The sequence below is a fragment of the Amycolatopsis sp. DG1A-15b genome (genome assembly GCF_030285645.1).
Lineage (GTDB): Bacteria > Actinomycetota > Actinomycetes > Mycobacteriales > Pseudonocardiaceae > Amycolatopsis.
Genome location: NZ_CP127296.1, coordinates 5,685,184 through 5,709,948 on the forward strand (window position 1 = coordinate 5,685,184; position 24,765 = coordinate 5,709,948).

Here is a 24,765-nt window from a genome sequence, read left to right on the forward strand (position 1 = left end):
GTCGCCACCTCCGCCGGCGCTGCACCACCGCTCAGCCGTAGTACCCCTGCTCGAGGTCGGCCAGCAGCCCCGGCCGCGTGGGCCGCCAGCCGAGCAGCTCCCGGGTCGTTTTCGCCGACGCCGGCTGGTCGAACGCCAGGATCGCGCCGAGGAAGCCGAGCTCTTCGGCGGTCACCGAAGTGACCGGCAGATCGAGGCGACGGCCGACCACCTCGGCGACGTCGCGGATCCGCACGCCTTCGTCACTGACCGCGTGCAGCACGGCTTTCGCCGGAGCCTGCTCGAGCGCCAGCCGGAACAGGTGTGCCGCGTCCAGGACGTGGACCGCGGGCCAGCGCTGCGTCCCGTCGCCGACGTAAGGCGCGATGCCCTTCTCGCGGCCGAGGGCGACCAGGCGGGCGATCAGGCCGTGGGCGTCACCTTCGCCGTGCACCGAACGCGGCAGCCGGACGAGGGACGCGCGGACACCGCGGTCCGCCGTCGCGAGGACGGCCCTGGCGATGTCCCCCCGGCCGGCCACCGGCCCCGCGAAGACGGAGTCGTCCTCCTCGGTCGACGGGCGGCCGGGCACCATCGGCGTCCCCGAGGCGGCGACGAAGGACTTGCCGGCCAGCACCGCGCTCATGGCGTCGACCGCGGCCGCGTCGGTCCGGATCGCGGCGTCCATCCGGCTGAAGTCGTGGCCGAAGGCGAGGTGGACGACGCCGTCGGCGCTTTCCGCGCCCTTTTCCAGGACTTCGAGGTCGGTGAGGTCGCCGCGGAGGACGTCGGCACCCATCGCGGCGACGGTGCCGGCTGCTTCGTCCGACCTCGCGAGCCCGAGGACTTCGTGGCCCGCGTCGAGGAGTTCGGGCACGAGGGCCCGGCCGATCCAGCCGGACGCGCCGGTGACGAACACACGCATGAGCTTCTCCCTTAGTGATGACACCTGGTGTCATCACCATAGCACCGCGATGACACCTGGTGTCATCGCCTAGGCTGGGGGCATGAGCCGCTGGGAGCCGAACACGCGCGAGCGACTGCTCGACGCCGCGCTCGACCTGTTCGGCGAGCGGGGGTACGACAGCGTCACGGTCGCCGAGATCGCGGAGCGGGCCGGGCTGACGAAGCGGACCTTCTTCCGTCACTTCAGCGAGAAGCGCGAAGTGCTCTTCGCGGGCCAAGAGCTGCTGAGCCGGATGTTCGCCGAGGCGATCGCCGGCGCCCCGGCGTCGGCGACCCCGATGGAGGCGATCGCGGCGGCGCTGACGGCCGCCACGACCCCGTTCGGGCCGCAGCGCCGGGAGCGGGCGCGCCAGGTCAAGGCGGTGGTCGCCGGCCACCGCGACCTGCGCGAGCGCGAACTGCTGAAGCTCGCGACGTTGCGGGCCGCGATGGCCGACGCCCTGGGCGTGCGCGGAGTCCCGGACCCGACAGCCCGCCTCGCCGCCGAAATCGGCGGCCTCGCCTTCTCGACGGGCTTCGCCCGCTGGGTCGCGCCCGGCAGCGAGCGGCCGTTCGCCGAACTGGTCCACGAGGCGTTGGACGAGTTGCTGGCGGCCACCTCCACCCTCGGCTGATCCACCTCGAGCCGCCCTCGGCCCGCCTTTGCCAGGAGGGCGTGTGGCATTCCCACGATCATCATTTGCCGACACCGCCCGGACGCCGATTCTTTCCGGCCGGAAACTGTTTCGCGCTCAACTTAATCTTTCGTGTGAAACCGGCAACCGGGTGGCACCGGCCGCCTCCGGCCCTGCATTCTGTAGTCAGGGGACCCGGTCGGCCGAGGGGGGATTCCGGTCGGCCGGGTGCCCGCCGAGAGGCGGGCTTTTCACACGGGAGGGGACCCGAATGAGTGTCGATCTGTCCACCACGCTGTCCTGGACCACGGCGAGCGGTGATGCCGCGACGATGCTCGGCGAACTGCAGCCGAACATCCTCAAAGCCCACGTCCGCGATCACCTGTCCGCCCTGTTCCTCGCCTTCGGCGACGCGGCGGAGGCGCGTGCTTTCCTCGTCTCGGTCACCGGGAAGATGAAGTCCGCCAAGGCACACCTCGACGAGGTGAGCGCGTTCAAGGCCGCCGCCGGCGCGGGAACGCCGTACGTCGGCGTCGGGCTCACCGCGGCCGGCTACCGCGCTCTCGGCGTCGAGAACTTCCCGCAGGACGAGGCGTTCCGGCGCGGGATGACGGCAGCGGGCACGCGGCAGCGGCTGAACGACCCGCCGCGTTCGACGTTCGATCCGGGCTACCGCGGCGAAATCCACGCCGTCGTGCTCGTCGGGGACGCCACCGACAAAACAATGACCGCCCGCCGCAACGAAATCCTCGGCCTGCTGCCGGATTCGGCCACGGTGCTCGCGGAGGAAACCGGCCTCGGCCGGGTCAACGCGCGCGGCGAGGGCATCGAGCACTTCGGGTACGTCGACGGCCGCAGCCAGCCGCTGTTCCTGACCGAAGACATCGACGCGGAGAAGAACAACACCGACGGCATCAACGTGTGGAATCCGGCGGCGCCGCTCGAGCAGGTGCTGGTTCCCGACACCGCGGCACCGGATCCCGGCGTGCATTTCGGCAGCTATTTCGTTTTCCGCAAACTGGAACAGAACGTCCGGCGGTTCAAGCAGGCCGAAGCGGATCTGGCCGACACACTCGGCCTCGCCGGCGAAGACCGCGAACGGGCCGGGGCGATGATCATCGGCCGCTTCGAGGACGGCACGCCGCTGACCACGCAGCGGGAAGACGGCGCGGAAAGCCCGGTGTCGAACAACTTCACCTACGACAGCGACCGCGCCGCGCTGAAGTGCCCGTTCCAGGCGCACATCCGCAAGACGAACCCGCGCGGTTCCGGCGGCGCCGAGGACCCGGCCGACGAGCGGCGCCACCTGATGGCCCGCCGGGGCGTCACGTACGGGGAGCGCCCGGACGACCCGAACGCCGACGTGCCGCCCGCGGCGCGGCCGAGCGGCGGGATCGGGCTGCTGTTCATGGCCTTCAACTCACGACTGGGCAACCAGTTCGAGTTCACGCAGGCGGTTTGGGCGGACAACCCGGGCTTCCCGATCGTCGACGGCGTCACGCCGGGGCTGGACCCGGTGATCGGCCAGGGCGTGCGCGAGTCGTCGGAGTACACCGTGGACTGGGGTGGCTCCGCGCAGCGGACGGCCGGCCCGGTGCCGCAGGCGGTGACGCTGCGCGGCGGCGAGTACTTCTTCATGCCGTCGCTGGCCTTCCTGCGTTCACTCTGACCGAGCCGGAGGCCACCACCTCGAACCGGGGTGGTGGCCGGAAGGCGTTGATTGCCCGCGCAGCGATGATGCTCGCCGATCATGTGTCCGTGCCGGCTCCCGTCAGCGCCTGGATGCCGATGACCTCCAGCAGCCGCAGCCGCTCGGCGGTCTCACTGCCCTCCGGCGCGGTGAAGGCCATGATCCGCAGGTCGGTCCCGAGCGCGGCGAGGATGTCGCAGTCGAGGGTGATCTCACCGACGCTCGTGTGCCGGACCGTCTTGGTCAGGGGCTCGTGCACGCCCACCACGCCGGCGTCCCACAGCGCCGCGAAGTCACCGCTGCGGGTTCGGAGCTCGTCGATCAGGGCGGCCAGGCCGGCGTCCTTCGGATAGCGAGCCGACCCCGCTCGCAGGTCGGACACGAAGGCCGTGCGGTGTCCCGTCTCCCGGCTCACTGCCTGGGGTCCAGCAGACGCTGGACGCCTGCGGGCACGTGGTCGGACACCTGCCCCGGGCCGGGCACTGGCTGACCGGCGAGCACGAACAGGTGCTCACGCTCCGCCGTCGTCAGCCGCAACGCCCGAGCCAGCGTGGACAGTACTTGCGGGGACAAATTGGTCGACCTGCCCTGTTCGAGCCGCACGATGTAGTCGACGGACAGGCCGGCGAGCAGGGCGCGCTCCTCACGCCGCAGGCCTGGCGCGCGCCGGTGTTCGTCGCCCGGCAGGCCGACCTCCGCGGGTTTCGTGCGATCCCGCCAAGCGTGCAAGGCCCGGCCGAGATCCGTGGTTCCGGTCATCTCCCCGGTATCGGCAGCCGGCCGTGCCCCGTCGTGGTACTGCGGATCCACCGGCTGCGGCGGGTACTGGTCGATTCCCCGGGGGCTCGTTGAAGGTGGACGTACCGGCCGACGGCCGGTGGCCGGCGGGAGCCACCCGCCGGCCGGCACCGAAGGGGCACGTTGATGAAGTACCGCAAGCTCGGGCGGACCGGGATCGAGGTCAGCCCCTACGCACTCGGCACGTTGATGTTCGCCGGCCAGATGGGCAACGAACCGGACGAGTCGGTCCGGATCATCCACAAGGCGATCGACGCCGGGATCAGCCTCATCGACACCGCCGACCGCTACGCCGACGCCGAAGACATCGTCGGAAAGGCCCTGAAGGGCCGCCGCGACGAGGTGGTGCTGGCCACCAAGGTCGGCATGCCCATGGGCGCGGGGCCCAACCAGCAGGGCGGCTCCCGCCGCTGGATCACCACCGCCGTCGAGAACTCCCTGCGCAGGCTGGGCACCGACTACATCGACATCTACCAGCTCCAGCGGCCCGACCCGGACACCGACCTGGAGGAGACCCTGTCCGTCCTGACCGACCTCGTCAGGGCGGGCAAGGTGCGCGTGATCGGTTCCTCGACGACGCCCGCCTCCATGATCGTCCAGGCCCAGTGGGTCGCCGAACGCGCCGGGGTGCAGCGGTTGCGCACCGAGCAGCCGCCGTACTCGATCCTGAACCGCGGCATCGAACGGGAGGTCCTGCCGATCGCGCAGGAGTACGGCATGGGCGTCCTGGTGTGGGGTCCGTTCGCCCAGGGCATGCTGACCGGCCGGGTGCGCAAGGGCGGTGGCAACGACCTCAAACGCGTCCGGTTCTCCCGCCACCTCTCCGACGAACGCCGCATCGACGTCGTCGAACAACTCGTCCCGCTGGCGCAGGAGGCCGACCTGCCGCTCACCCACCTGGCGATGGCGTTCGCCGTCGCCCACCCGGACGTCACCGCCGCGCTCCTCGGCCCGCGCACGATGGCCCACCTCGACGACCTTCTGGCCGGGGCCGACGTCGAACTGTCCGACGAGGTCATGGACCGGATCGACCAGATCGTCCCACCGGGCACCGACGTCACCGCGCTCGACCAGGAGTACCGGCCCCCGGCGTTGCTGGAGACCGCTCTCCGGCGTCGCCCCGCCGGGCTCGGGTCAGCGGCCTGAGCCCGGGGCTTCGAGCAGGTCGAAGGCCAGCAGCCCGGCGCCCAGCCGCCCGGCTTCGTCGCCCAGTTCGGCGATCCGCAGCTCCGGCATCTTCTGGAACGTCAGGTGCGCGGCCAACCACTCGCGCACCGGCTCCAGCACGTAGTCGGCCGCTGTGAACAGGCCGCCGCCCAGGACGATCACCTCCGGGCCGAGCAGCGTCAGCAGCGTCCGGATCCCGTGGCCGAGCCCGTCGAGCGCGTCCTGGACGACGGCGACCGCGACCTCGTCCCCGTGGCGGGCCAGCTCGACGACCTCGCGGGCGCCGTCGGCCGGGCGGCCGGTGCGCTCGGTGTAGCGGCGGGCGATCGCGGCCGCCGACGAGATCGCCTCCAGGCAGCCGGTCGCGCCGCAGCCGCACTTGCCGGCGTGGCCGACGTCGATGTGCCCGACCTCGCCGGCCTGCCCGTGCGCGCGGTGGATCCGGCCGTCGAGCAGCAGCGCGGCGGCGATTCCGGTGCCGACCGGGATGAACGCCGCGTTCGTCGCCCCGCGGCCGGCCCCCACCCGGAACTCGGCGACACCGCCCGCGGTGACATCGTGCCCGAAGGCGACGGGCAGCCCGAGCCGGTCTTCCAGGAGCTCACCGAAGGGGACTTCGCGCCAGTCGAGGTTGGCCGAGAAGTGACAGACACGGGTCTCCTCGTCGACGATCCCCGGCACCACCACCCCCACCGCCGCGGGTCGCCCGGTCCCCGCCTGCTCGGCCAGCGCGGCCACGATGTCCGCGGTCTGCGCGGCCAGCGCCGTCCCGTCCGCGCTGCGGGCCGTCTCCGCGCGCAGTGCCGCCTTGGGCTGCAGCTGCTCGTCGAGCAACGCGGCCTTGATCGTCGTCCCGCCCACATCGAGGGCGGCCACCATTCGAGTCACCGCGGCATTGTCACATTGACGCGGCCCAAACGGCGGACCTACGCTCAACCGGCCAGACGAGGAGATTCCGGAACGCGGTGCAAGTCCGCGCGGTCGCGCCACTGTGACCCCCGCCAGGGGGAAGCCAGACCCGGATCCTCGTGATCGACCCCGATGAGGCCGCGAAAGCCCGAGGAGGCCACCCATGACCCAGACGGCAGCTCCCGCCGTTCCGCTCCCGATCCGCATTCCGATCCGTGAGATCGTGCCGTGGGCGGTGTTCGTGGTGCTCCTCGCCCTGATCGCGCTCTACTTCGTGAGCGCCGAGCAGGGTGCCACCGCGGTGTTCGCGAACTCCTACGTCCACGAGTTCGTGCACGACGGCCGGCACCTGCTGGCCTTCCCCTGCCACTGATCGGCAGGCCTGCGCTCCCATGATGAAAACCCTGCTGGTCCGCGGCATGCTCGCGGGCCTGATCGCCGGCGTGCTCGCGTTCGGGTTCGCCTACGCCTTCGGTGAGCCGTCGGTGAACGCCGCCATCGGGCTCGAGGAGTCCGGCGGCCACTCGCACTCCCACGACGCATCCGCTCCCGCTCCTGCGGCTCCTTCTTCGGAGGAGGAAGAGCTCGTCCCCCGGGACATCCAGAGCACCCTCGGGCTGCTGACCGGCGTGCTCGTCTACGGCGTCGCGATCGGCGGCCTGCTGTCGCTGGCCTTCGCGTTCGCCCAGGGACGGCTCGGTTCGCTGCCGCCCCGGGTGACGGCGCTGCTGCTCACCGCGGGCGCGTTCACCGTGGTGTTCCTGGTGCCGTTCCTGAAGTACCCGGCCAACCCGCCCGCGGTGGGCCGGCCGGGCACGATCGGCTCCCGGACCGAGCTGTACTTCGGCTTCGTCGCGGTCTCCCTGCTCGCCGGCATCTTCGCAACGGTGTTCGGCCGCAAGCTGGCGGACCGCCTCGGAGCCTGGACCGGCTTCCTCCTCGCGGCGGCGGGCTACCTCGCCGTGATCGGCGTCGTGGCCTGGCTGATGCCGGTGGTCGACGAGGTCCCGGCCACGTTCCCGGCCTCGACGCTGTGGAGCTTCCGGACGGCATCGGTCGGCACCCAGGTGACGCTGTGGCTGGCGTTGGGCCTGACGTTCGGCGCGTTCGCGGAGAAGGCACTGACCCGCCGGACCGCGGTCGCCGCCTGACCGATCGCGGGCCCGGCCGGGCCCGCTCGCCGGTTCGCGGTCGCGTCCTTGATCCGGGGTTTTCGTGGTCATGGCGGTGCCGCGGGTGGGCTTCGGCATCGCCACCCGGACCCGGATTCACCGAACCGGCGGACGCAACCGCGAACCGGCGCTCGGCGGCGGAACGCTTCTGCCGCCCGCGGTCGTGCTCCGGCTCCGGCTCCGGCCGAAGCGGAGCTGCCGGGCGGCAAGGCGCCCACCCGAAGCGAAACCCCGGCAGGCAAGCCCTCAGCCGAGGTGGCGATCCCGGCGAGCAAGACCTCCGGCCGAATGGCCCGGCCCGCAGGCACTCCCGTGCCCGGCTCGGCTAAGGCGCCCCCGGCGGCACGAACGGCAGGTCCGGCGGTGCCCCGCGCTCCAGCAGCGTCCGCAGCACCGCCGTGTCCAGGTGCTCGTCGACCGCGTCCGCGAGCTTGTCCAGCATTTCCTCGCGCAGGTCCGCGAACCCGGGCGCGTCCGGCGCCGGGGCCCACGTGGTTCCCGCCTGCACCGCCGCTTCGGCGAGCCACGCGCGGCGGAAGGCGTCGTTCTCGAAGGCGCCGTGCCACATCGTGCCCCAGACCGCTCCCGCGCGCCGACCGTCCAGAAAGGACTCCGCCGGGGTCGTGGCGGTCACCGAGCCGTGGTGGATTTCGTAGGCGTCCACCGGGTGGCCGCGCCACGTCCCCGCCGGCCGGGCGAGCACCTTTTCCGCCGCGAACGTCACCCGCCCGGGCAGCAGGCCGAGGCCCGCAACCTCGCCCGCGCCCGACTCGACCTCGTCCACAATGGACTCGGTGAGCATCTGGTAGCCACCGCAGATGCCGAGGACCGGCCGCCCCGCGGCGGCCCGGGCCGCCACCGCCGTGTCGAGGCCGCGCTCCCGCAGCCAGGCCAGGTCGGCCACGGTGGCGCGCGACCCGGGCAGCACCACGACGTCCGCCGCCGTGACGACGTCGGGGTCGGCGGTGAGCGTCACCGTGACCCCGGGCTCGGCGGCCAGCGCGTCGACGTCGGTGGCGTTGGACGCGCGCGGGAACCGGACGACCGCCACGCCGAGGCCACCACCGGGGGTTTCGCGGCGCCAGCCCGCCACGGCGAGGGCGTCCTCCGAGTCGATCCACACCCGGTCCAGCCACGGCAGCACACCCAGTACCGGCCGTCCGGTGATCTTTTCGAGGCTGTCCAGGCCCGGTCGCAGCAGGCCGACGTCGCCGCGGAACTTGTTGACCACCCAGCCCGCGACCAGGGCCTGGTCCTCGGCGGACAGCAGCGCGAGGGTGCCGAACATCGCCGCGAGCACGCCGCCGCGGTCGATGTCGCCGACGACCAGCACGGGCAGCCCGAACCGCCGGGCGAGCCCCATGTTGACGTAGTCGCCGCCGCGCAGGTTGATCTCCGCCGGACTGCCGGCGCCTTCGCAGACGACGACGTCGAAGCGCGCGCTGAGATCCTCGAACGCGCCGAAGGCGATCTCGGCCAGCCCGGCCCGGCCGGTGGCGTACTCCCCCGCTTCGAGGGTGCCGAACGGCTTCCCGAGCGCGACGACGTGGCTGCGCCGGTCACTGCCCGGCTTGAGCAGCACGGGGTTCATCGCCGCTTCGGGTTCCACCCCGGCGGCCCGCGCCTGCACCCACTGGGCGCGGCCGATCTCGGATCCGTCGGCGCAGACCATGGAGTTGTTCGACATGTTCTGCGCCTTGAACGGCGCCACCCGCACCCCCCGGCGCGCAAGCCACCGGCAGATCCCGGCGGTGACCAGGCTCTTCCCGGCATCGGACGTCGTCCCGGCGACGAGCAGCCCGCTCATCGCCGGTTGTCCACAGCCAGGCCGGGGCGGGCGGAGTTGTCCACAGATCGCCGAGCGGAGCCTTTCCCCCGCCGGGGACCGATAGACTGGACAGGGGCCGCCCCCCAGGGAGTGGTGGGGGCTGCGACGGCGGCGATCTCCGGTACCGCGGCGGCCGCTCGCGCGGGAAATTTGCCACGCCGCTCGGCTCGCCGGTCGGGACTCCCGAAGGCACGGTCTCGATCCGGGCTACGCATGAGCAACTCCAGAACACCGAGGTGGGGCAACCACTCCTGCGAATCGCCGGGTGGCGGGGGCTGCGACGGCGGCGATGGTCACCGCGGCCACGCCCACCAGCCGGGACAAGCGCACCGCCCGGCGCAGATCCTTCGGCTCCGGGTCGCGGCCTTCGCCGAGGCGGGCCCGGCTCTCCACCTCGCCGCCGTAGCTGTTCGTCCCGCCGAGGCGGATGTCCAGCGCCCCCGCGAACGCCGCTTCCACCTGGCCCGCGTTGGGGCTCGGGTGCCGGCCGCCGTCGCGGCGCCACACCCGCCAGGACTCCCGGGCCCGGCCGCCCGCGCACAACGCCGTGAGCGCCGCCCCGATCCGTGACGGCACCAGGTTGACGACGTCGTCGGCGCGCGCCGCGGCCCAGCCGAAGCGGCGGTAGCGCGGCGAGCGGTAGCCGACCATCGCGTCGAGCGTGTTGAGCGCGCGGTAGCCGAGCAGGCCCGGCATCCCGGCGACGGCTCCCCAGAACAGGGGCGCGACCACGGCGTCCGAGGTGTTCTCGGCGATCGATTCGGTGGCCGCGCGGGTCAGCTCGGCGGAGTCGAGGGTTGTCGCGTCGCGCGCGCAGAGGTGCGAGAGCCGCTGACGTGCTTCGGGCACTTCGCCCGCTTCGAGCAGGCGCGCCATTTCGGTGCCTTCGGCGGCGAGGCCGCGTCCGCCGAGTACCACCCACGTGGACGCGGCGGTGAGGAAGAAGCGTGCGAAGGGATGTCGCCGTGTCGCCGACTGAAGCGCGACGCCGAGACCGACGGCGCCGAAGGTGCACAGTGCTGCGTACGCGGCTCCGCGCGGTTTCGAATCAGCCCACAGACGGTGTTCGAGACGGGCCGCGGCGGTCCCGAACAGAGCGACGGGATGGCCCGTTCGGGGGTCACCGAACAGAGCGTCGGTTACATATCCGGTCACGAGTCCGGCCGCGGTTGTCCCTAGACGGAGTGGCACGTGGCGCACGGTAGCGCGTGCACCAGAATGCCGGGTATGACTGTGTCCGATGCCGCCTCCGCGGGAAAGCGTACGTCGGCGGGGCCCAATGCCGCCTCCGCGAAGAAACGTCCGTCGGCGGGGCTGACGCACCGGCTCGCCGGGTATCTCGAAACCCTGGCTCGCGCCCTCCGCCGGTACGGGCGCGACGAAGGCAAGGTGCTGGTCCTCGGCGGCGTCCGCTCGGGGAAGTCACGGCACGCCGAGCGGCTCGTCGCCCACCACCCGCACCTCGTCTACGTCGCGCCCGGCCTGCCCGCGGGCGAAGACGACCCCGAATGGGCCGCGCGGGTGGCCGCGCACCAGGCGCGGCGGCCGGCGAACTGGAAGACCGTCGAGACCACCGACCTGGCCGGCATCCTGCGCACGGCGACCGAGCCGCTGCTGATCGACTGCCTCGGCACCTGGCTGTCCCGCGTGCTGGACGACGTCGGCGCCTGGCGGCAGAAGCCGGGCTGGGAGCACCGCCTGGACGACCGGCTCGAGGACTTCCTGGCCGCGTGGGCCGCGGCACGCGTGCCGGTGGTCGCGGTGAGCAACGAGGTCGGCAGCGGTGTGGTGCCCGCAACGTCGTCCGGACGGCTGTTCCGTGATGTGCTGGGCGCACTCAACAACCGGGTGTCCGCCGACGCCGACCGGGTCGTGCTGGTCGTCGCGGGCCGGGCGCTCGACCTGTAACCAGGAGGCGCCCGTGTTCGACGTACCCGTGCCCGACCCCGCCGCCCGCACCGCCGCACTGACGCGGCTCGACGGCCTGGTCAAGCCGCTCGGCGCGCTGGGCAGGCTGGAGGAGATCGCGGCCTGGCTGTCGGCGGCGCACGGCACCGTCCCGCCGCGCCCGCTGGGCGACGTCCGCGTGGTCGTCTTCGCGGGCGACCACGGCGTGTCGGCGCTTTCGGCGTACCCACGCGAGGTGACCGCGGCGATGGTGCGGGTGTTCCTGGCCGGCAAGAGCGGCGTGAACGTGCTGGCCGCCCAGGTCGGGGCGCGCGTGCGGGTCGCGGACATCGGCGTCGACTGGGACGGCGCGGACGTGCCGGCGTCGGTGACGGCGCACAAGATCCGCCGCGGTTCGGGCTCGATCGACGTCGAGGACGCGTTGCTGCCGGGCGAAGCCCAGGCCGCGTTCGAAGCGGGCCGGGCGATCGCCCTGGAGGAACGCGAGGCGGACGTCCTGATCCCGGGCGACATGGGAATCGGCAACACGGCGATGTGCGCGGCGCTGGTGGCGGCCTCGCTGGGACTGCCGGCGGCGGAGGTGGTCGGCACCGGAACGGGAGTCGACGCGGCGGGCTTGGAGCGCAAGACGGCGGCGGTCGCGGCGGCGTTGACGCGGACGGCGGGCCGGACGGAGGACCCGTTCGAGAGGCTGACGGCGCTGGGCAGCGCCTGCGTGGCGGCGACGGCGGGCTTCCTGGTCCAGGCGGCGGTGCTGGGAATTCCGGTGCTGCTGGACGGGGTGTTCTCCGGCGCGGCGGCGCTGGTGGCGCGGGACATCGCGCCGGGGGCGGAGCAGTGGTGGCTGGCCGGGCACCGTTCGACGGAACCATCGCAGGCGTTCGCGTTGAAGGCACTGGGCCTGGAGCCGATCCTGGACTTCGGCCTGCGGCTCGGCGAAGGCAGCGGCGCGGTCCAGGCGGTGCCGACCCTGCGAGCGGCCCGGGCGATCTTGGCCGACATGGGCCTGCTGGCCGACCTGGCGTGAAAAAGCAGCCCCGATGGTCATGATCGGCGACCGGCCACCCGTGACGGCGGATCGGGCAGTGCCAGGACGCGGCGAAGGCGGCCTGATCATGGGCGTTCACCATCGCTCCGCGATCGGCCCCCTGGTCGAACGCACCACTCGTCCATCCCGGATCCGTTCTTTCGGCTCCCCGGCCGGCAAGATCACCGCTCGGCGACCTGTCCACAACTCCGCCGTCGCCGGCATGGCTGTGGACAACCCGTCGTGAGCCGGTGGGTCGACGCCGTGCGGATGGCCGTCGGGACGCTGACCACCGTGCCGGTTCCCGCTCCGCGGGTCATCGATCGGCGGGTTGCCGGGCGGGCCATGCTGCTCGCTCCCCTTGCCGCGCTGCCGCTGGCCGCGGCCGCCGGAGGGATCGTCTGGGCCGGTTCCGCCGTCGGGCTGCCCGCGCTCGCCACCGCGGCGCTCGCCCTCGGGGCCGTCGCGCTCGGCAGCCGGGGGTTGCACCTCGACGGGCTCGCCGACACCGCCGACGGTCTCGGCGCCTCCTACGACCGCGCCAAGGCCCTCGACGTCATGCGCCGCGGGGACTCCGGGCCCACCGGAGTCGCCACCCTTGTCCTGGTTCTCCTCGTCCAGGTCGGCGCCCTGACCGCCGCCAGCCCGTTCACGGCGGCCGCGGGCGTGCTGGTCGGCCGGTGCACGCTCTCCATGGCGTGCGCGCGGGGCGTTCCGACAGCCCGACCGGAAGGGCTCGGTGCCACGGTCGCCGGCTCGGTGCCCCGCGCCGCCGCGATCGCTGTGGGCGTGGCCGCCGCCGGGCTGGCGGTGCTGCTGCCCGGGCTGCCGTGGTGGCGTGGGCCGCTCGCGGTCGGCCTCGCCTACGCCGTCACCGGCGCGCTCCTGTGGCGGTGCACCAAACGGCTCGGCGGCATCACCGGCGACGTCCTCGGCGCCGGTGTCGAAGCCGCCGTCGCGGCCGCTCTGCTCGCATTGTCCCCCTAGGCGATTGATGCGTAACTCGGTCAGTGGTCGTAGGCGATCAGTGATCGGGTGATGGGTTGGCCGGTGGGGTGGTGGTGCCGGATGGCCGGGGTGAAGGCGAGCAGGCGTGGGCGATGCGGGCGGTGACGTCGTCGATGGTGCGGCCGCCGTGCAGGCTCCAGAAGAACCGTGAGTGACTGGAGCAGTAGCCGTAGCCGGCCCAGCCGGCAAGGTCGGAGCGTTTGGTGGTGTCGCGGGAGCGATCGCAGTCGCTTGTCGGCGAGGTGGTCATCGATCTTGACGCAGAGTGCGGTGAGAAGGGTGTTCAGGTCTGCCGTCACCAACGGATCTTGAACACCCTTCACCCATCTCGAGACACCGCCTGGACTCAGGACTTACTCGTCTGGTGCGGCGATCACCCGCCGCAGGGCTCGAGGCGGCCGGCCACGGCGAAAGGCACCCGTTCCACGGCCGCGTCAGTGACAGTGACAGTGACAGTGACGATCAGGATGCTGATCAGGCGTCGAACCACCCCGCCGAGACCCAGTCCCCGGTGCGCTTCCAGCTGACCAGGAAGTACACGACCGGGTTGCTCGCTGTCCCGGGGATCACAGCGCTGCACCCCGAGTCACTGCCGTTGGCGTCGTCGACATGGCCGCGGGTGCCGTTGCGCAGTATGTAGTCTGTCCGGAAGCCGTAGCCGTCGCTCTTGGTGTCGCAGGAGTAGACCCGGGTGTGATTGTTGGTGACACCACCGTAGCCGCACCGGCCGTTGCAGTTGTTGATCGAGCCGATGGCATCGTGCGCCGACGCCGCGGGCGCGACGGCCACTGCGGCTCCGGCCGCCAGCACCAATGCAGCCGGTGTGGTCCACTTCTTGATCTTCGCCATGAGTTTCCTCCCTGGTCTCCCGGTCGAGTCGAGCGGGAAACGCTCCAGCCGCGCAAAAGGTTTAGCCGAACCTCACGCCGTCCGGGCGGAAGATTCAGAGCACACCCCCGTGTTCCGGACCTTGCCGACCCTTGAATCCCGAACGTGAACGCCGCCGTCGTGCTGCCCGCTGCCGACAACGTCGTCACCGCGCAGGCGAAGGCCAACGCGCTACGGCCGCCGTGGTCAGCCGCTACGGCGTGGACGACCGATCCTGAGTGGAGCGCCTGGCATGCCCCGGCGCGGCCCGCGCTGCTCGACGGCGACACGGTGGTCACGTTTTTCGACAGGTCGAAAGAACGACGACACTGTCGTCACTCGCCCCGCAAGCGACCGAAACTGTCATACCTCCTCCTTACAGTGATCCGCGTGAACCGGACCGATCGTCTCTACGCCCTTGTCGAAGAACTGCGCGCCGTCGCGCCGCGGCCACGCAGTGCGCGCTGGCTCGCGGAGCGGTTCGAGGTCAGCGTCCGCACCGTGGAACGGGACATCAGCGCCCTGCAGCAGTCCGGCACGCCGATCTACGCCGAGGTCGGCCGCACCGGCGGGTACTGCCTCGACAAGGCGCACACGATGCCGCCGGTCAACCTGACGCCCGGCGAGGCCGTTGCCATGGCACTCGCGCTGAAACACCTCGACGCCACTCCGTTCCGGGCGGAAGGGCGCTCGGCGCTGCGCAAGCTGGTCGCCGCGATGCGGCGGGAGGACGCGGACGCGGCGCAGAACCTCGCCGCCTGTGTCCACCTGCTCGGCAGTGGTCCCGTTCCGCCGATGCCGCACGTGCTCGGTATCCGCCGCGTACTGCGCATCCGGTACACCGACCGCGCGGGCACCGCCACGCGGCGGGAGATCGAGCCGCTCGGCTACGTCGGCAAGCCCGAACACTGGTACCTCATCGCCTGGTGCCGGCTGCGCCGGGAGATCCGGGCGTTTCGCACCGACCGGATCGTCTCCTACTCCGTGACCGCCGAGGTGCCGCCGCTTCGCCGTCTGCGGCCCGAGGACCTCGACATCCCGTACGGCGACGTCGATCAGCTCACTTTGGCGGGGTGAACACGGAGAAGTGGTTGCCCGCCGGGTCGAGCAGGTGCGCGAACGTCACGCCGACCGGGTTGACGCTCGGTGGCCGCTGCACCCGCCCGCCGGCTTTCTCGACCTGGCGGCAGGTGGCGTCGACGTCCTCGACCAGCACCGTGAAGATCGCGTAGTCCTCCGTTCCCGCGGAGAGCCCGCCGCGCGAGCCGCCGGTGTCGATCACCCGGTAGGCCGGGTCGGTGCTGGCCGACGAGTCCTGGGCGATCTTCCAGCCGAACACCTCACCGTAGAACCGTTCGGCGGCCGCCGGGTCCGCGGCACCGATCTCGAACCAGGCGACGTCGTTGAATCCGGGCATGTCGTTCCTTCCGCTGCCACGCCGGGTGTTTCCCGGTGTGCACCCAGTTTCGGCGGCGGTGGCGACAACCCCCTGTCGGTGTTTACGAAACTTCGCGCAAAGCCGCCAGGAACGCGTCCGTGGTCGCGCGGTCGCGGACGGCCAGCCGCAGGTGGTCCGGGCCGAGGCCGGGGAACGTGTCGCCCCGCCGCACCGCGTAGCCCGCTCCACGCAGGCGCGCGCGCAGGGAAACCCCGTCAGGGACGCGTACCAGCACGAACGGGCCGCGCGGGTCGCCCAGCACCGGCACGCCCGCCGCCGTCAGGCCGGACACCAGGTACTCGCGGTCCGACTCCGCCGCGATCGCCAGCTTTTCCGCTTCCTCCACCGCGGACGGCCGGCAGCACGCCACGGTCGCCACGCCGGCCAACGTGGACACCGACCACGGCACCTGCACCGCCCGCAGCCGCTCCACGACGTCCGCCGAAGCGAGCACGTAACCCGCCCGCAGGCCGGCCAAGCCCCAGGTCTTCGTCAGGCTGCGCAGCACGACGACACCGGGGACACCGGAGGCCAGGCTCTCGGCCTCGCCCGGGATCGCGTCCAGGAACGCCTCGTCGACCACGAGCAGCCGGCCGGGGCGCGCCAAGGAAAGCAGCGAAGACGCGGGATGCAGGACCGACGTCGGATTCGTCGGATTGCCGACGAACACCAGGTCGGCCTCGGCCGGGACCAGCGCCGGATCGAGGACGAAACCGTCCGCTTCGGCCAGGATCACCCGCGAGACCGCGTGCCCGGCCGCCCGCAGCGCGGCCTCCGGCTCGGTGAACTGCGGGTGCACGACGACCGCGTGGCGCGGCCGGAAAGCCGAGGCCAGCAGCGTGAACGCCTCTGCCGCGCCCGCGGTGACCAGCACTTCCGAGGGAGAACGGCCGTGCCGCGCGGCCACCGCGTGCACCGCATCCACAGTGGACGGATAGGCGGCCAGCGAGTCCAAAGCGGACGCCAGTTCGGCCCGCAGCCAAGCGGGCGGACGCGGCAGACGGACGTTCACAGCCAGGTCGACCAGCCCCGGCCCGACCTCGCGATCACCGTGGTGGTGCAGGTCGTAGCCGCCCGCGGAGGCGGGTTCAGACCCGGTCATACGCGCGCACCCGCGCGGCGAACCGCTGGGCCAGCTCGGGATACCCCGCCCAGTGGACGTGCAGGTAGGACGCGTGCAGCGTCGGCGACGCGAAGCCGTCCAGCTGCCGGTCCCAGCCCCAGGCCGCCGAGGCGCCGTGCGACGGCGTCACCTCGGTCCGGTGGAACTCGTGCCCCGTGACGCGCTGACCGGCCGTCGCCAGCAGGTTGTCCTCGACGGCGACCGCGCGCCGGTAGCCGAGCTTGCCGCGGGCGGTCATCTTGGCGTCCGCGGGCACCGCGCCGACCATCGGCACGCCGTCCAAAGACTGGCAAAGGTAGAGCAGGCCGGCGCATTCCGCACTCACCGGCATTCCACTCCGGACGGCCGAAGCCACCGCGGAACGCAACGCCGTGTTCGACGACAGCTCGGCCGCGTGCACCTCGGGGAACCCGCCGCCGAAGTACAGGCCGGCGCACCCGTCGGGCAAAGCCTGGTCCCGCAACGGATCGACGTCCACGACCTCGACGCCGCAAGCCGCCAGCAGCTCGATGTTCTCGGTGTAGCGGAAGGTGAACGCCGGACCACCGGCGGCGGCGATGGTCACCGGTGGACCATCCGCACCGGACGGCTGCCACGGCGGCGAAGAAAGCCCCGGCGCCCCGGCAGCGATCCGGACGATCGCTTCGAGGTCGACGCCGTCCCGCACCCACGCGGCCAGCGCGGGCAGCACGTGCTGAGCTTCCGCGGCCCGTTCCGCCGCCGGGACGAGCCCGAGGTGACGGCTCGGCGCGTGGATCTCTTCGTTGCGGTACAACGCCCCCAGCAGCGGGACGCCGGTGGCTTCCAGCGCGGACGCGATCTCGTCGAGGTGGCGCTGCGAGCCGAGCTTGTTGAGGATGACGCCGGCGAGCCGCACGCGGTTGTCGTAGTGGGCGAAGCCGAGCACGGTCGCGGCGACGCTGCGGGAGGCGGCCGAGGCGTCGACGACCAGCACCACCGGCGCGTCGAGCAGCCGGGCCACGTGCGCGGTCGAAGCGTAGCCTTCGGTGCCCAGTGCCCCGTCGAACAGGCCCATCACGCCCTCGATCACGGCGATGTCGGCGCCGTGGGAACCGTGCCGCAGCAGCGGGATCAGCGCGTCTTCACCCTGCAGGAACGGGTCGAGGTTGCGCGCGGGACGCCCGGTGGCGAGGGCGTGGTAGCCCGGGTCGATGAAGTCGGGCCCGACCTTGTGCCCGGACACCCGGTGCCCGGCCGCGCGCAGCGCCGCCATCAGCCCGGCGGCGATCGTGGTCTTGCCGTGCCCGGAACCGGGCGCGGCGACGACCACGCGCGCTACCACTCGATCCCCCGCTGGCCCTTCTGGCCGGCGTCCATCGGGTGCTTGACCTTGGTCATCTCGGCGACCAGGTCGGCGGCCTCGACGAGCTCCGGCGGCGCGTACCGGCCGGTGATGACGACGTGCTGGTGCCCGGGCCGCGAGACCAAAGTGGACACGACGTCGTCCACCTCGAGCCAGCCCCACTTGAGCAGGTAGGAGAACTCGTCGAGGACGTAGAAGTCGTGTGTCTCGGCGGCGAGCCGGCGCTTGATCTCCGCCCAGCCTTCGCGCGCGTTCTCCGCGTGGTCCTCTTCGGAGCCGGACTTGCGCGCCCAGCTCCAGCCTTCGCCCATCTTGTGCCACTCGACCGGCCCGCCCTGGCCGGTGTCCTCGTGCAGCTTGCCCAGCGCGCGGAACGCGGCTTCCTCGCCGACGCGCCACTTCGCCGACTTGACGAACTGGAACACGCCGATCGACCAGCCCTGGTTCCAGGCGCGCAGCGCCATCCCGAACGCGGCCGTCGACTTGCCCTTCATCTCGCCGGTGTGCACGGCGAGCAGCGGCCGGTTGCGGCGCTGGCGGGTGGTCAGGCCGTCGTTCGGGACGGCTTCCGGTTTGCCCTGCGGCATCAGGCGGCCCTTTCGGTCCGGGCGCGGACGGCGTCCGCCAGCGATTCGGCGGCGACATCGGCGAGGGGGACGTGTTCCGCGCCGAGGTGGGCGGCGAGGTCGGCGGCCAGGCCGAGGCGCATCTTGCCGCTCTCGCAGTCCATCACGATCGTCGTGACGCCGGCCAGGAGCCCGGCCGCGGCCTTGGCGCGTGCGACGGCGTCGGGCCCGCTGGTGGCGCGGCCGTCGGTGACGACGACCAGCAGCGGGCGGCGCCGGGGGTCGCGGATTTCCTCGACGCGCAGCACGCGCGCCGCCTCCAGGAGCCCTTCGGCCAGGGGTGTCCGGCCGCCGGTCGGGAGGCCTTCGAGTCGGGACGCGGCCGCGTCGACGCTGATCGTCGGCGGCAGCGCGAGTTCGGCCGCGTCCCCGCGGAACGTGACCAGCCCGACCTTGTCGCGGCGCTGGTAGGCGTCGAGCAGCAGCGACAGGACCGCGGACTTGACCTCGCGCATCCGCGCCTTCGCGCCCATGGAACCGGACGCGTCCACGCAGAACAGCACGAGATTGCCTTCACGGCCTTCGCGCAGCGCGAACCGCAGGTCTTCCGGGCGCAGTTCGAGCCCGGCGCCGGTGCGGCCGCGGGCTTTCTGGTGCGGTGCCGCGGCTTTCACGGTCGCGACCAGGTGTGGCCGGCCTTCGCGGACGCTCGCGGGCTGGACGCCGATCGTCCGGCCGCTGTCGGTGATCGCGCGCGAACGGCGTCCGCGCTCGCCCTCACCCGTGCCCTTGACACGGAAGACGCGGGCCTTGAACGTCTCGCCGGCCCCGACGGTCTTCTGCTGACCGCCACTCTGCTGCTTCGGTTCGCCTTGCGGCGCGTTTTCGCTGCCCTGTGGCGGCTCGGGCACCTCCGAGGGCGCCGACCCCGAGCCGGGGCCGTCGTCCTCGGGCCCCGGGTCCGGTTGGGCGTCCTGCAGCGCCTGCTCCAGCTGCTCTTCCGAGATCCCCGGCGCGTCGAAGGGGTTCCGGCGGCGCCGGTGCGGCAGCGCCAGCCGTGCGGCGACGCGGACGTCCTCGGTGGTCACTTCGTCGCGACCGGCCCAGGCCGCGTGCGCGACCGCCGTCCGGGCCGTGACGATGTCCGCGCGCATGCCGTCGACTTCGAACGACGCACAGATTTCGGCGATCTGACGCAGGGCGTCGTCGGGGAGCTTGACGGCGGGCAAAAGCCGTTGCGCCGCTTCGATGTCCGCGGCGAGCTGGGCGTCTTCGCCGGCGTACCGGGCGGCGAAGGCGTCGGGATCGGCTTCGTAGGCCAGGCGGCGGCGGACGACCTCGACGCGCTGCTCCGGATCGCGGCTGGAGGCGACCTCGACGGTCAGCCCGAACCGGTCCAGCAGCTGCGGCCGCAGCTCGCCCTCTTCGGGGTTCATGGTGCCGATCAGGACGAACCGCGCGGCGTGCGAGACCGAAACGCCTTCGCGTTCCACGGTGGCGCGGCCCATCGCGGCGGCGTCCAGGAGCGTGTCGACGAGGTGGTCGTGCAGCAGGTTGACCTCGTCGACGTAGAGCAGCCCGCGGTGCGCGGCGGCCAGCAGGCCGGGCTGGAAGTCCGTCACGCCTTCGGCGAGCGCGCGTTCCAGGTGCAGCGAGCCGATGACGCGGTCTTCGGCGGCGCCGACCGGGAGTTCGACCAGCTTCGCGGGCCGCCGGTGACTGTCCGCGCCGTCGTGCGGGCCGTCCGGGCAGAGCGGGTCGGGAGCCGCGGGATCGCAGGAGAACCGGCAGCCGTCGACGACGTCGACGCCCGGCAGGAGGCCGGCGAGCGCGCGGACCATGGTCGACTTCGCGGTGCCCTTTTCGCCGCGCACCAGCACCCCGCCGACGGCGGGCGAGATCGAGGACAGGACCAGCGCCAGGCGCAGGTCCGGCAACCCGACGACGGCGGTGAACGGGTACGGCTTCAACAGCGCTCCTGACGTCGGCGACCGGCCGATCATCGCACAGCGCCCGCCTCGCTTAGGGTGGGAAATCGTGCGCGAAAAATCACGTCGATCCACGGCGGAGGCGGGCTCCGCGAACCGCCTGACCGTGGTCGGGATCGGGGCCGACGGCTGGCCCGGCCTGTCGGAACCGGCGCGGGCCGCGGTGCTCGCCGCCGACGTCGTGCTGGGTGCGCCCCGGCAGCTGGCCTACCTGCCCGAGGAGGTCCCGGCGCAGGCGTGGCCGACGCCGTTGCTGCCGGGGCTGGACGCTGTCATCGCGGAGCACGAAGGCGCCCGGATCTGCATCCTGGCCAGCGGTGATCCGTTTTTGTCGGGGGTGGGTGCCACACTGGTGGCCCATGGATACGAGGTCGAAGCGCTGCCTGCGCTCTCCTCGGTGACACTGGCCCGGGCACGGCTGGGCTGGTCCGCCGAAGAGACCGAGGTGGTCACCATCGTCGGCCGGTCGTCGGCCCGCGTCGCCCGGGTGCTGGCGCCGCGCCGGCGAGTGCTCGTCCTGGGTGCCGACGCGCCCGCTTTGCGCTCCCTGCTCACCGTGCGGGGTTATGGCGAGAGCGAGCTGATCGCGTTGGAGAACCTGGGCGGGCCCGACGAGCGCATCTCCGACGGCTGGGCCGGCGATCCCGGACCGCTGACGGTGTTCGCGCTGGCGTGCGCGGGTCCGGCGTTGCCGCTGATCGGCATCCCGGACGACGTGTACGCCCACGACGGGCAGTTGACCAAGCGCGACCTGCGAGTGTCGGCGCTGGCCCGCCTCGCGCCGAGTCCCGGCGAGCTGTTGTGGGACGTCGGCGCGGGCGCGGGCAGCGTCGGCATCGAGTGGTCACGGCTGCACGGGCTGAACCGCGCGGTCGCGATCGAACGCTCGGCGGAGCGGGCCGAGCGGATCGCCCGGAACGCATTGGACCTGGGAGTACCGGAACTGGAGGTGGTGGCGGGGGAAGCACCGGAAGCGCTGAGCGCGCTGCCCGCACCGGACGCGGTCTTCATCGGAGGCGGCGTGACGGCGCCGGGCGTACTGGACGCGTGCGTGGCCACCGGCGCCCGGGTGGTGGCGCACGGGGTGACGCTGGAGGCCGAGCAGGTTCTGGCGCGTGCGTATGAAGAGCATGGCGGCGAACTGCTGCGGATCGGCGTGGAGAAGGCGGCCCCGCTGGGCGGCTTCACCGGCTGGACGCCGGCTCGGGTCGTGACGCAGTGGAGCAACCGATGACCGTGCACTTCATCGGCGCCGGGCCCGGGGCGGCCGACCTCATCACCGTGCGGGGCCGGGACCTGCTCGCCCGGTGCGGTGTCTGCCTCTACCCCGGCAGCATGACGCCGCCCGACCTGCTCGCCTACTGTCCGCCCGGGGCCGAGCTCGTCGACACGGCGAACCTCAGCCTCGAGCAGATCGTCGCGAAACTGGTCGAGGCCCACCGGGCCGGGCACGAGGTCGCGCGGCTGTGCTCGGGGGATCCGTCGCTCTACAGCGCGGTCGCCGAGCAGGTGCGGCGACTCGACGCGGCCGGGGTGCCCTACGCGGTCGTCCCCGGCGTGCCCGCCTTCGCCGCTTCGGCCGCCGCGCTGAAGCGGGAGCTCACCGTGCCCGAAATCGGGCAGAGCCTGGTGATCACCCGCGTGCAAGCACGCTCGACCAAGATGCCGCCCGGAGAGACCCTCGCCGCCTTCGCCGCGACCAGGGCCACCCTCGCGCTGCACCTGGCCATCAACCACGTCGAGCGGGTGGCCGAAGAACTCCGGCCGCACTACGGCGCGGACTGTCCCGTCGCCGTCGTCGCGCTCGCGAGCCAGGCCGGGGAAACCGTCGTGCGCGGGGTGCTCGGCGAGCTGCCCGCGCTGGTCCGCGAAGCCGGGATGACGCGCGCTGCCACCATCTTCGTCGGGCGGGTGCTCGCCGCCACCAGCTTCCCCGACAGCTTCCTGTACTCGAGTGCCCGTGACCGGGCGAACCAACCGGAGTCGTTGTGACGGAACTGCGCTGGGGCCTGCTGGCCGCCGGGACGATCGCCGCCCACTTCGCCGCGGGCGTCGACGAGAGCAAACACGGCGTCCTCGGGGCCGTCGCGGCGCGGGACGCCGGGCGCACGCGGGACTTCGCCACGCGCTTCGACATCCCGAAGGCCTACGGCAGCTACGAAGAGCTCCTCGCCGACCCGGACATCGACGCCGTGTACGTCTCGACGCCGCACGCGCTGCACAAGCAGTGGGCCATCGCCGCCGCCGAAGCGGGCAAGCACGTGCTGTGCGAGAAGCCGCTGACGATCACCGCGGCCGATGCCGAGGAGGTGATCGCGGCCGCCCGCGCGCACGACGTCTTCCTGATGGAGGCGTTCATGTACCGGCTGCACCCGCAGACACGGCGGCTGGCCGAGTTGATCTCGTCCGGCGCCATCGGCGAGGTCCGCGCGGTGGACACGACCTTCTCCTTCGACAGCAACCCGGAGGAGACCGCGCGGCTCGGCGATCCGGCGCTCGGCGGCGGCGGGATCCTCGACGTCGGCTGTTACTGCACGTCCCTGGCGCGGCTGGTCGCGCAGGCCGCGACCGGGCAGGAAGTCGTCGAACCGGCCGAGGTCAGCGGGATGGCGCACCTGTCCGCCACCGGCGTCGACGAGTGGGCGACCGGCCTGCTGCGCCTGCCCGGGGACATCCTCGCGACGATCTCGTGCGGGATCCGGCTGACCCGCGAGGACGGCATCCGCGTCTTCGGCTCGGACGGGCAGATCCACATCCCGCGGCCCGCGTGGATCCACCCGTTGCGCAAGCCCGGCGTCTCGCAGATCATCCTGACCCCGGCCGGCGGCGAGCCGGAGGTCATCGAGGTCGAAGCCACGCAGGGCGTCTTCGCGCGCGAAGCGGACCACGTCGCCGCGCACGTCGAAGACCGGCAGGCGCCCGAGCTGACCTGGGCGGAGACCCTGGCCAACCTGCGGACCCTGGACCGCTGGCGCGAGGCCGTCGGCTACGGACGTTCCTCGTGATCCTGATCCTCGGCGGGACCGGCGAAGCCCGGCAGCTCGCCGAAACGCTCACTGCGCGCGAAGTCCGCGTTGTCTCTTCGCTGGCCGGACGCGTCGCACGGCCGAGACTTCCCGCCGGCGAAGTACGCGTCGGCGGCTTCGGCGGCCCGGAGGGCCTGGCGCGGTACCTGCGCGAAAACCGGATCGACGCCGTCGTGGACGCCACGCACCCCTTCGCCGAGCGCATCGGCGCGAACGCGGCGAAAGCGGCCGAGCTGACGGAAACACCGCTCCTCCGGCTCGCGCGGCCCGGCTGGCGGCCGGGCCCCGGGGACGTCTGGCACTGGGCCGACGACCTCGCCGACGCCGCGCGCCGGCTGCCGGACCTGGGCGAACGCGTCTTCCTCACCAGCGGCCGCCAAGGCCTCCCGGCCTTCGCGCACCTTGACGACCTGTGGTTCCTGATCCGCTGCGTCGACCCGCCCGAGCCGCCGCTCCCGCGGCACCACGAGCTCCTCCTCGCCCGCGGGCCTTACGAGGTGGCGGCCGAGCGCGAGCTGCTCGGCCGGGTCGACGTCCTGGTCACCAAGGACTCCGGTGGGGCGCAGACCAGCGCGAAGCTGACCGCGGCCCGCGAGCTCGGGAAGCCCGTCCTGGTGGTCCGGCGGCCGGCCCGGCCGCAGACGGAGACCGCCGAAACCGTCCCCGAAGCCGTCGAATGGGTCCTGCACCGATGATCGAAGAGTTCTACGAAGTCCTGCGCAAGCGGCGGGACGTCCGCGGCGAGTTCACCGGCGCGCCGATCCCCGAAGGCACGCTCACGCGGATCCTCGAGGCCGCGCACGCCGCACCGAGCGTCGGGCTCACCCAGCCGTGGGACTTCGTGCTGGTCGAGGACCACGCGACGCGCGAGAAGTTCGCCAAGCACGTCCACGGGGAACGGGAGGTCTTCGCCGGCCAGCTCGGCGATGACCGCGCGAGCACGTTCGCGAACATCAAGGTGGAAGGCATCCTCGAAGCGAGCCTCGGCATCGTCGTCACCTACGACCCGGCGCGCGGCGCGCCCGACGTGCTCGGCCGGCACGCCATCGCCGACGCCGGCCTGTACTCGGTCTGCCTCGCGATCCAGAACCTCTGGCTCGCCGCGACCGCGGAGGGCCTGGGCACCGGCTGGGTCAGCTTCTACCGCGAGCCGTTCCTGAGCGAGCTGCTCGGCATCCCGGACGGCGTCCGGCCGGTCGCGTGGCTCTGCGTGGGGCCGGTGAGCAAGCTGGAGACCGTGCCCGACCTGGAGCGCCACGGCTGGCGCAGCCGCCGTCCCCTGGCCGCGGCGATACACCACGGGCGATTCACCCCGCGTGATCCGGGGGCTGCGTCAGCCGCCGACCTCTGACCCGTTAGCGTTGCGC

At 72.6% G+C, this 24,765-nt stretch carries 26 protein-coding genes and 2 pseudogenes; 15 read left to right on the top strand and 13 right to left on the bottom strand.

Going from position 1 to position 24,765, the window contains the following annotated elements:
* Positions 1–31: 31 nt before the first annotated feature.
* Complete coding sequence (locus tag QRY02_RS25985; protein ID WP_285985466.1) at positions 32–904, bottom strand: SDR family oxidoreductase; 873 nt, start codon at positions 902–904, stop codon at positions 32–34.
* An 82-nt stretch (positions 905–986) separates the two neighbouring features.
* Here QRY02_RS25985 and QRY02_RS25990 point away from each other — a divergent pair, with 82 nt between their 5' ends.
* Both QRY02_RS25990 and QRY02_RS25995 read left to right on the top strand, forming a co-directional pair.
* On the top strand, positions 987–1,559 hold the full coding sequence (locus QRY02_RS25990; protein WP_285985467.1) for a TetR/AcrR family transcriptional regulator: 573 nt from the start codon (positions 987–989) through the stop codon (positions 1,557–1,559).
* 271 nt (positions 1,560–1,830) lie between these two features.
* On the top strand, positions 1,831–3,228 hold the full coding sequence (locus QRY02_RS25995; protein WP_285985468.1) for a Dyp-type peroxidase: 1,398 nt from the start codon (positions 1,831–1,833) through the stop codon (positions 3,226–3,228).
* A 79-nt stretch (positions 3,229–3,307) separates the two neighbouring features.
* Here QRY02_RS25995 and QRY02_RS48685 read toward each other — a convergent pair whose 3' ends face one another.
* A complete protein-coding gene (locus QRY02_RS48685; protein WP_353067990.1) occupies positions 3,308–3,664 on the bottom strand; it encodes an MmyB family transcriptional regulator in 357 nt (118 codons plus the stop codon).
* A complete protein-coding gene (locus QRY02_RS48690) occupies positions 3,661–4,008 on the bottom strand; it encodes a helix-turn-helix domain-containing protein (protein ID WP_353067992.1) in 348 nt (115 codons plus the stop codon). Before QRY02_RS48690 ends, QRY02_RS48685 begins: the two co-directional genes overlap by 4 nt.
* A 165-nt stretch (positions 4,009–4,173) precedes the next feature.
* Here QRY02_RS48690 and QRY02_RS26005 point away from each other — a divergent pair, with 165 nt between their 5' ends.
* Entirely contained in the window at positions 4,174–5,193 is a 1,020-nt protein-coding gene (locus QRY02_RS26005; RefSeq protein ID WP_285985469.1) for an aldo/keto reductase, read from the top strand.
* Here QRY02_RS26005 and QRY02_RS26010 read toward each other — a convergent pair.
* The gene (locus QRY02_RS26010; protein WP_285993916.1) at positions 5,182–6,093 is read right to left on the bottom strand and encodes an ROK family protein; all 912 of its coding nucleotides are present in this window, start codon (positions 6,091–6,093) and stop codon (positions 5,182–5,184) included. The genes QRY02_RS26005 and QRY02_RS26010 overlap by 12 nt on opposite strands.
* 193 nt (positions 6,094–6,286) lie before the next feature.
* On the opposite strand from QRY02_RS26010, the gene QRY02_RS26015 reads away from it, so the two are divergent.
* Together QRY02_RS26015 and QRY02_RS26020 are read left to right on the top strand one after the other, a co-directional pair.
* The gene (locus tag QRY02_RS26015; RefSeq protein ID WP_013228805.1) at positions 6,287–6,496 is read left to right on the top strand and encodes a CbtB domain-containing protein; all 210 of its coding nucleotides are present in this window, start codon (positions 6,287–6,289) and stop codon (positions 6,494–6,496) included.
* A 19-nt stretch (positions 6,497–6,515) separates the two neighbouring features.
* Complete coding sequence (locus QRY02_RS26020; protein ID WP_285985470.1) at positions 6,516–7,274, top strand: CbtA family protein; 759 nt, start codon at positions 6,516–6,518, stop codon at positions 7,272–7,274.
* Between the two features lie 346 nt (positions 7,275–7,620).
* Here the strand turns inward: QRY02_RS26020 and QRY02_RS26025 are convergent, their stop codons facing one another.
* Both QRY02_RS26025 and QRY02_RS26030 read right to left on the bottom strand, forming a co-directional pair.
* Positions 7,621–9,102 (bottom strand): cobyric acid synthase, encoded by a 1,482-nt coding sequence (locus QRY02_RS26025; RefSeq protein WP_285985471.1) that lies wholly within the window; start codon positions 9,100–9,102, stop codon positions 7,621–7,623.
* Positions 9,103–9,330: 228 nt separating this feature from the next.
* Positions 9,331–10,314, bottom strand: coding sequence for a cobalamin biosynthesis protein (locus tag QRY02_RS26030; protein WP_285985472.1), 984 nt, complete (start codon positions 10,312–10,314; stop codon positions 9,331–9,333).
* A 36-nt stretch (positions 10,315–10,350) separates the two neighbouring features.
* On the opposite strand from QRY02_RS26030, the gene QRY02_RS26035 reads away from it, so the two are divergent.
* From QRY02_RS26035 to QRY02_RS26050, 4 genes and pseudogenes are all read left to right on the top strand, one after another.
* The gene (locus QRY02_RS26035; RefSeq protein ID WP_285985473.1) at positions 10,351–11,031 is read left to right on the top strand and encodes a bifunctional adenosylcobinamide kinase/adenosylcobinamide-phosphate guanylyltransferase; all 681 of its coding nucleotides are present in this window, start codon (positions 10,351–10,353) and stop codon (positions 11,029–11,031) included.
* A gap of 13 nt (positions 11,032–11,044) precedes the next feature.
* Entirely contained in the window at positions 11,045–12,058 is a 1,014-nt protein-coding gene (cobT, locus tag QRY02_RS26040; RefSeq protein ID WP_285985474.1) for a nicotinate-nucleotide--dimethylbenzimidazole phosphoribosyltransferase, read from the top strand.
* A 4-nt stretch (positions 12,059–12,062) separates the two neighbouring features.
* Positions 12,063–12,200, top strand: a pseudogene (locus QRY02_RS26045) (IS30 family transposase); the annotation flags it as partial.
* Positions 12,201–12,328: 128 nt separating this feature from the next.
* Complete coding sequence (locus QRY02_RS26050; RefSeq protein ID WP_285993917.1) at positions 12,329–13,045, top strand: adenosylcobinamide-GDP ribazoletransferase; 717 nt, start codon at positions 12,329–12,331, stop codon at positions 13,043–13,045.
* A 156-nt stretch (positions 13,046–13,201) separates the two neighbouring features.
* Here the strand turns inward: QRY02_RS26050 and QRY02_RS48915 are convergent.
* Positions 13,202–13,292 (bottom strand): annotated as a pseudogene (locus QRY02_RS48915) (IS982 family transposase); the annotation flags it as partial.
* 248 nt (positions 13,293–13,540) lie between these two features.
* Positions 13,541–13,915, bottom strand: a complete 375-nt coding sequence (locus tag QRY02_RS26060; RefSeq protein ID WP_285985475.1) for a hypothetical protein — start codon at positions 13,913–13,915, stop codon at positions 13,541–13,543.
* 408 nt (positions 13,916–14,323) lie between these two features.
* Between QRY02_RS26060 and QRY02_RS26065 the strand changes: the two genes are divergently transcribed.
* Positions 14,324–15,010, top strand: a complete 687-nt coding sequence (locus QRY02_RS26065) for a helix-turn-helix transcriptional regulator (RefSeq protein ID WP_285985476.1) — start codon at positions 14,324–14,326, stop codon at positions 15,008–15,010.
* Here QRY02_RS26065 and QRY02_RS26070 read toward each other — a convergent pair.
* From QRY02_RS26070 to QRY02_RS26090, 5 genes are all read right to left on the bottom strand, one after another.
* Positions 14,994–15,350, bottom strand: coding sequence for a VOC family protein (locus tag QRY02_RS26070; protein ID WP_285985477.1), 357 nt, complete (start codon positions 15,348–15,350; stop codon positions 14,994–14,996). The two genes, QRY02_RS26065 and QRY02_RS26070, sit on opposite strands and share 17 nt — an antisense overlap.
* Before the next feature lie 82 nt (positions 15,351–15,432).
* Positions 15,433–16,473 (bottom strand): Rv2231c family histidinol phosphate aminotransferase CobC, encoded by a 1,041-nt coding sequence (cobC, locus tag QRY02_RS26075; RefSeq protein ID WP_285985478.1) that lies wholly within the window; start codon positions 16,471–16,473, stop codon positions 15,433–15,435.
* Positions 16,460–17,797 carry a cobyrinic acid a,c-diamide synthase CobB gene (locus tag QRY02_RS26080; protein WP_285985479.1) on the bottom strand — a complete coding sequence of 446 codons (1,338 nt, stop codon included), beginning with the start codon at positions 17,795–17,797 and terminating at the stop codon, positions 16,460–16,462. Before QRY02_RS26080 ends, cobC begins: the two co-directional genes overlap by 14 nt.
* Positions 17,791–18,405 (bottom strand): cob(I)yrinic acid a,c-diamide adenosyltransferase, encoded by a 615-nt coding sequence (cobO, locus tag QRY02_RS26085; RefSeq protein WP_285985480.1) that lies wholly within the window; start codon positions 18,403–18,405, stop codon positions 17,791–17,793. Before cobO ends, QRY02_RS26080 begins: the two co-directional genes overlap by 7 nt.
* Positions 18,405–20,354, bottom strand: a complete 1,950-nt coding sequence (locus QRY02_RS26090) for a putative cobaltochelatase (RefSeq protein ID WP_285985481.1) — start codon at positions 20,352–20,354, stop codon at positions 18,405–18,407. The genes cobO and QRY02_RS26090 overlap by 1 nt, the downstream gene beginning before the upstream one ends.
* Positions 20,355–20,421: 67 nt before the next feature.
* Between QRY02_RS26090 and cbiE the strand changes: the two genes are divergently transcribed.
* From cbiE to bluB, 5 genes are read left to right on the top strand one after another with little or no spacing between them, the layout of a single operon-like run.
* Positions 20,422–21,606 carry a precorrin-6y C5,15-methyltransferase (decarboxylating) subunit CbiE gene (gene cbiE, locus QRY02_RS26095; RefSeq protein WP_285985482.1) on the top strand — a complete coding sequence of 395 codons (1,185 nt, stop codon included), beginning with the start codon at positions 20,422–20,424 and terminating at the stop codon, positions 21,604–21,606.
* Positions 21,603–22,364: a precorrin-4 C(11)-methyltransferase gene (gene cobM / locus QRY02_RS26100; protein WP_285985483.1), complete on the top strand. Its 762-nt coding sequence runs from the start codon at positions 21,603–21,605 to the stop codon at positions 22,362–22,364. Before cbiE ends, cobM begins: the two co-directional genes overlap by 4 nt.
* On the top strand, positions 22,361–23,377 hold the full coding sequence (locus QRY02_RS26105) for a Gfo/Idh/MocA family protein (RefSeq protein WP_285985484.1): 1,017 nt from the start codon (positions 22,361–22,363) through the stop codon (positions 23,375–23,377). Before cobM ends, QRY02_RS26105 begins: the two co-directional genes overlap by 4 nt.
* Positions 23,374–24,093, top strand: coding sequence for a cobalt-precorrin-6A reductase (locus QRY02_RS26110; RefSeq protein WP_285985485.1), 720 nt, complete (start codon positions 23,374–23,376; stop codon positions 24,091–24,093). Before QRY02_RS26105 ends, QRY02_RS26110 begins: the two co-directional genes overlap by 4 nt.
* Positions 24,090–24,749 carry a 5,6-dimethylbenzimidazole synthase gene (gene bluB, locus QRY02_RS26115; RefSeq protein WP_285985486.1) on the top strand — a complete coding sequence of 220 codons (660 nt, stop codon included), beginning with the start codon at positions 24,090–24,092 and terminating at the stop codon, positions 24,747–24,749. The genes QRY02_RS26110 and bluB overlap by 4 nt, the downstream gene beginning before the upstream one ends.
* Positions 24,750–24,765 lie beyond the last annotated feature (16 nt).

Excerpts from the sequence above, each read along its gene's own strand:
- QRY02_RS25985 (WP_285985466.1), bottom strand. The coding sequence starts at position 904 with ATGCGTGTGTTCGTCACCGGCGCGTCCGGCTGGATCGGCCGGGCCCTC.
- QRY02_RS25990 (WP_285985467.1), top strand. The coding sequence starts at position 987 with ATGAGCCGCTGGGAGCCGAACACGCGCGAGCGACTGCTCGACGCCGCG.
- QRY02_RS25995 (WP_285985468.1), top strand. The coding sequence starts at position 1,831 with ATGAGTGTCGATCTGTCCACCACGCTGTCCTGGACCACGGCGAGCGGT.
- QRY02_RS48690 (WP_353067992.1), bottom strand. The coding sequence starts at position 4,008 with ATGACCGGAACCACGGATCTCGGCCGGGCCTTGCACGCTTGGCGGGAT.
- QRY02_RS26005 (WP_285985469.1), top strand. The coding sequence starts at position 4,174 with ATGAAGTACCGCAAGCTCGGGCGGACCGGGATCGAGGTCAGCCCCTAC.
- QRY02_RS26010 (WP_285993916.1), bottom strand. The coding sequence starts at position 6,093 with ATGGTGGCCGCCCTCGATGTGGGCGGGACGACGATCAAGGCCGCGTTG.
- QRY02_RS26015 (WP_013228805.1), top strand. The coding sequence starts at position 6,287 with ATGACCCAGACGGCAGCTCCCGCCGTTCCGCTCCCGATCCGCATTCCG.
- QRY02_RS26020 (WP_285985470.1), top strand. The coding sequence starts at position 6,516 with ATGATGAAAACCCTGCTGGTCCGCGGCATGCTCGCGGGCCTGATCGCC.
- QRY02_RS26025 (WP_285985471.1), bottom strand. The coding sequence starts at position 9,102 with ATGAGCGGGCTGCTCGTCGCCGGGACGACGTCCGATGCCGGGAAGAGC.
- QRY02_RS26035 (WP_285985473.1), top strand. The coding sequence starts at position 10,351 with ATGACTGTGTCCGATGCCGCCTCCGCGGGAAAGCGTACGTCGGCGGGG.
- QRY02_RS26050 (WP_285993917.1), top strand. The coding sequence starts at position 12,329 with ATGGCCGTCGGGACGCTGACCACCGTGCCGGTTCCCGCTCCGCGGGTC.
- QRY02_RS26060 (WP_285985475.1), bottom strand. The coding sequence starts at position 13,915 with ATGGCGAAGATCAAGAAGTGGACCACACCGGCTGCATTGGTGCTGGCG.
- QRY02_RS26070 (WP_285985477.1), bottom strand. The coding sequence starts at position 15,350 with ATGCCCGGATTCAACGACGTCGCCTGGTTCGAGATCGGTGCCGCGGAC.
- cobC (WP_285985478.1), bottom strand. The coding sequence starts at position 16,473 with ATGACCGGGTCTGAACCCGCCTCCGCGGGCGGCTACGACCTGCACCAC.
- cobO (WP_285985480.1), bottom strand. The coding sequence starts at position 18,405 with ATGCCGCAGGGCAAACCGGAAGCCGTCCCGAACGACGGCCTGACCACC.
- cobM (WP_285985483.1), top strand. The coding sequence starts at position 21,603 with ATGACCGTGCACTTCATCGGCGCCGGGCCCGGGGCGGCCGACCTCATC.
- bluB (WP_285985486.1), top strand. The coding sequence starts at position 24,090 with ATGATCGAAGAGTTCTACGAAGTCCTGCGCAAGCGGCGGGACGTCCGC.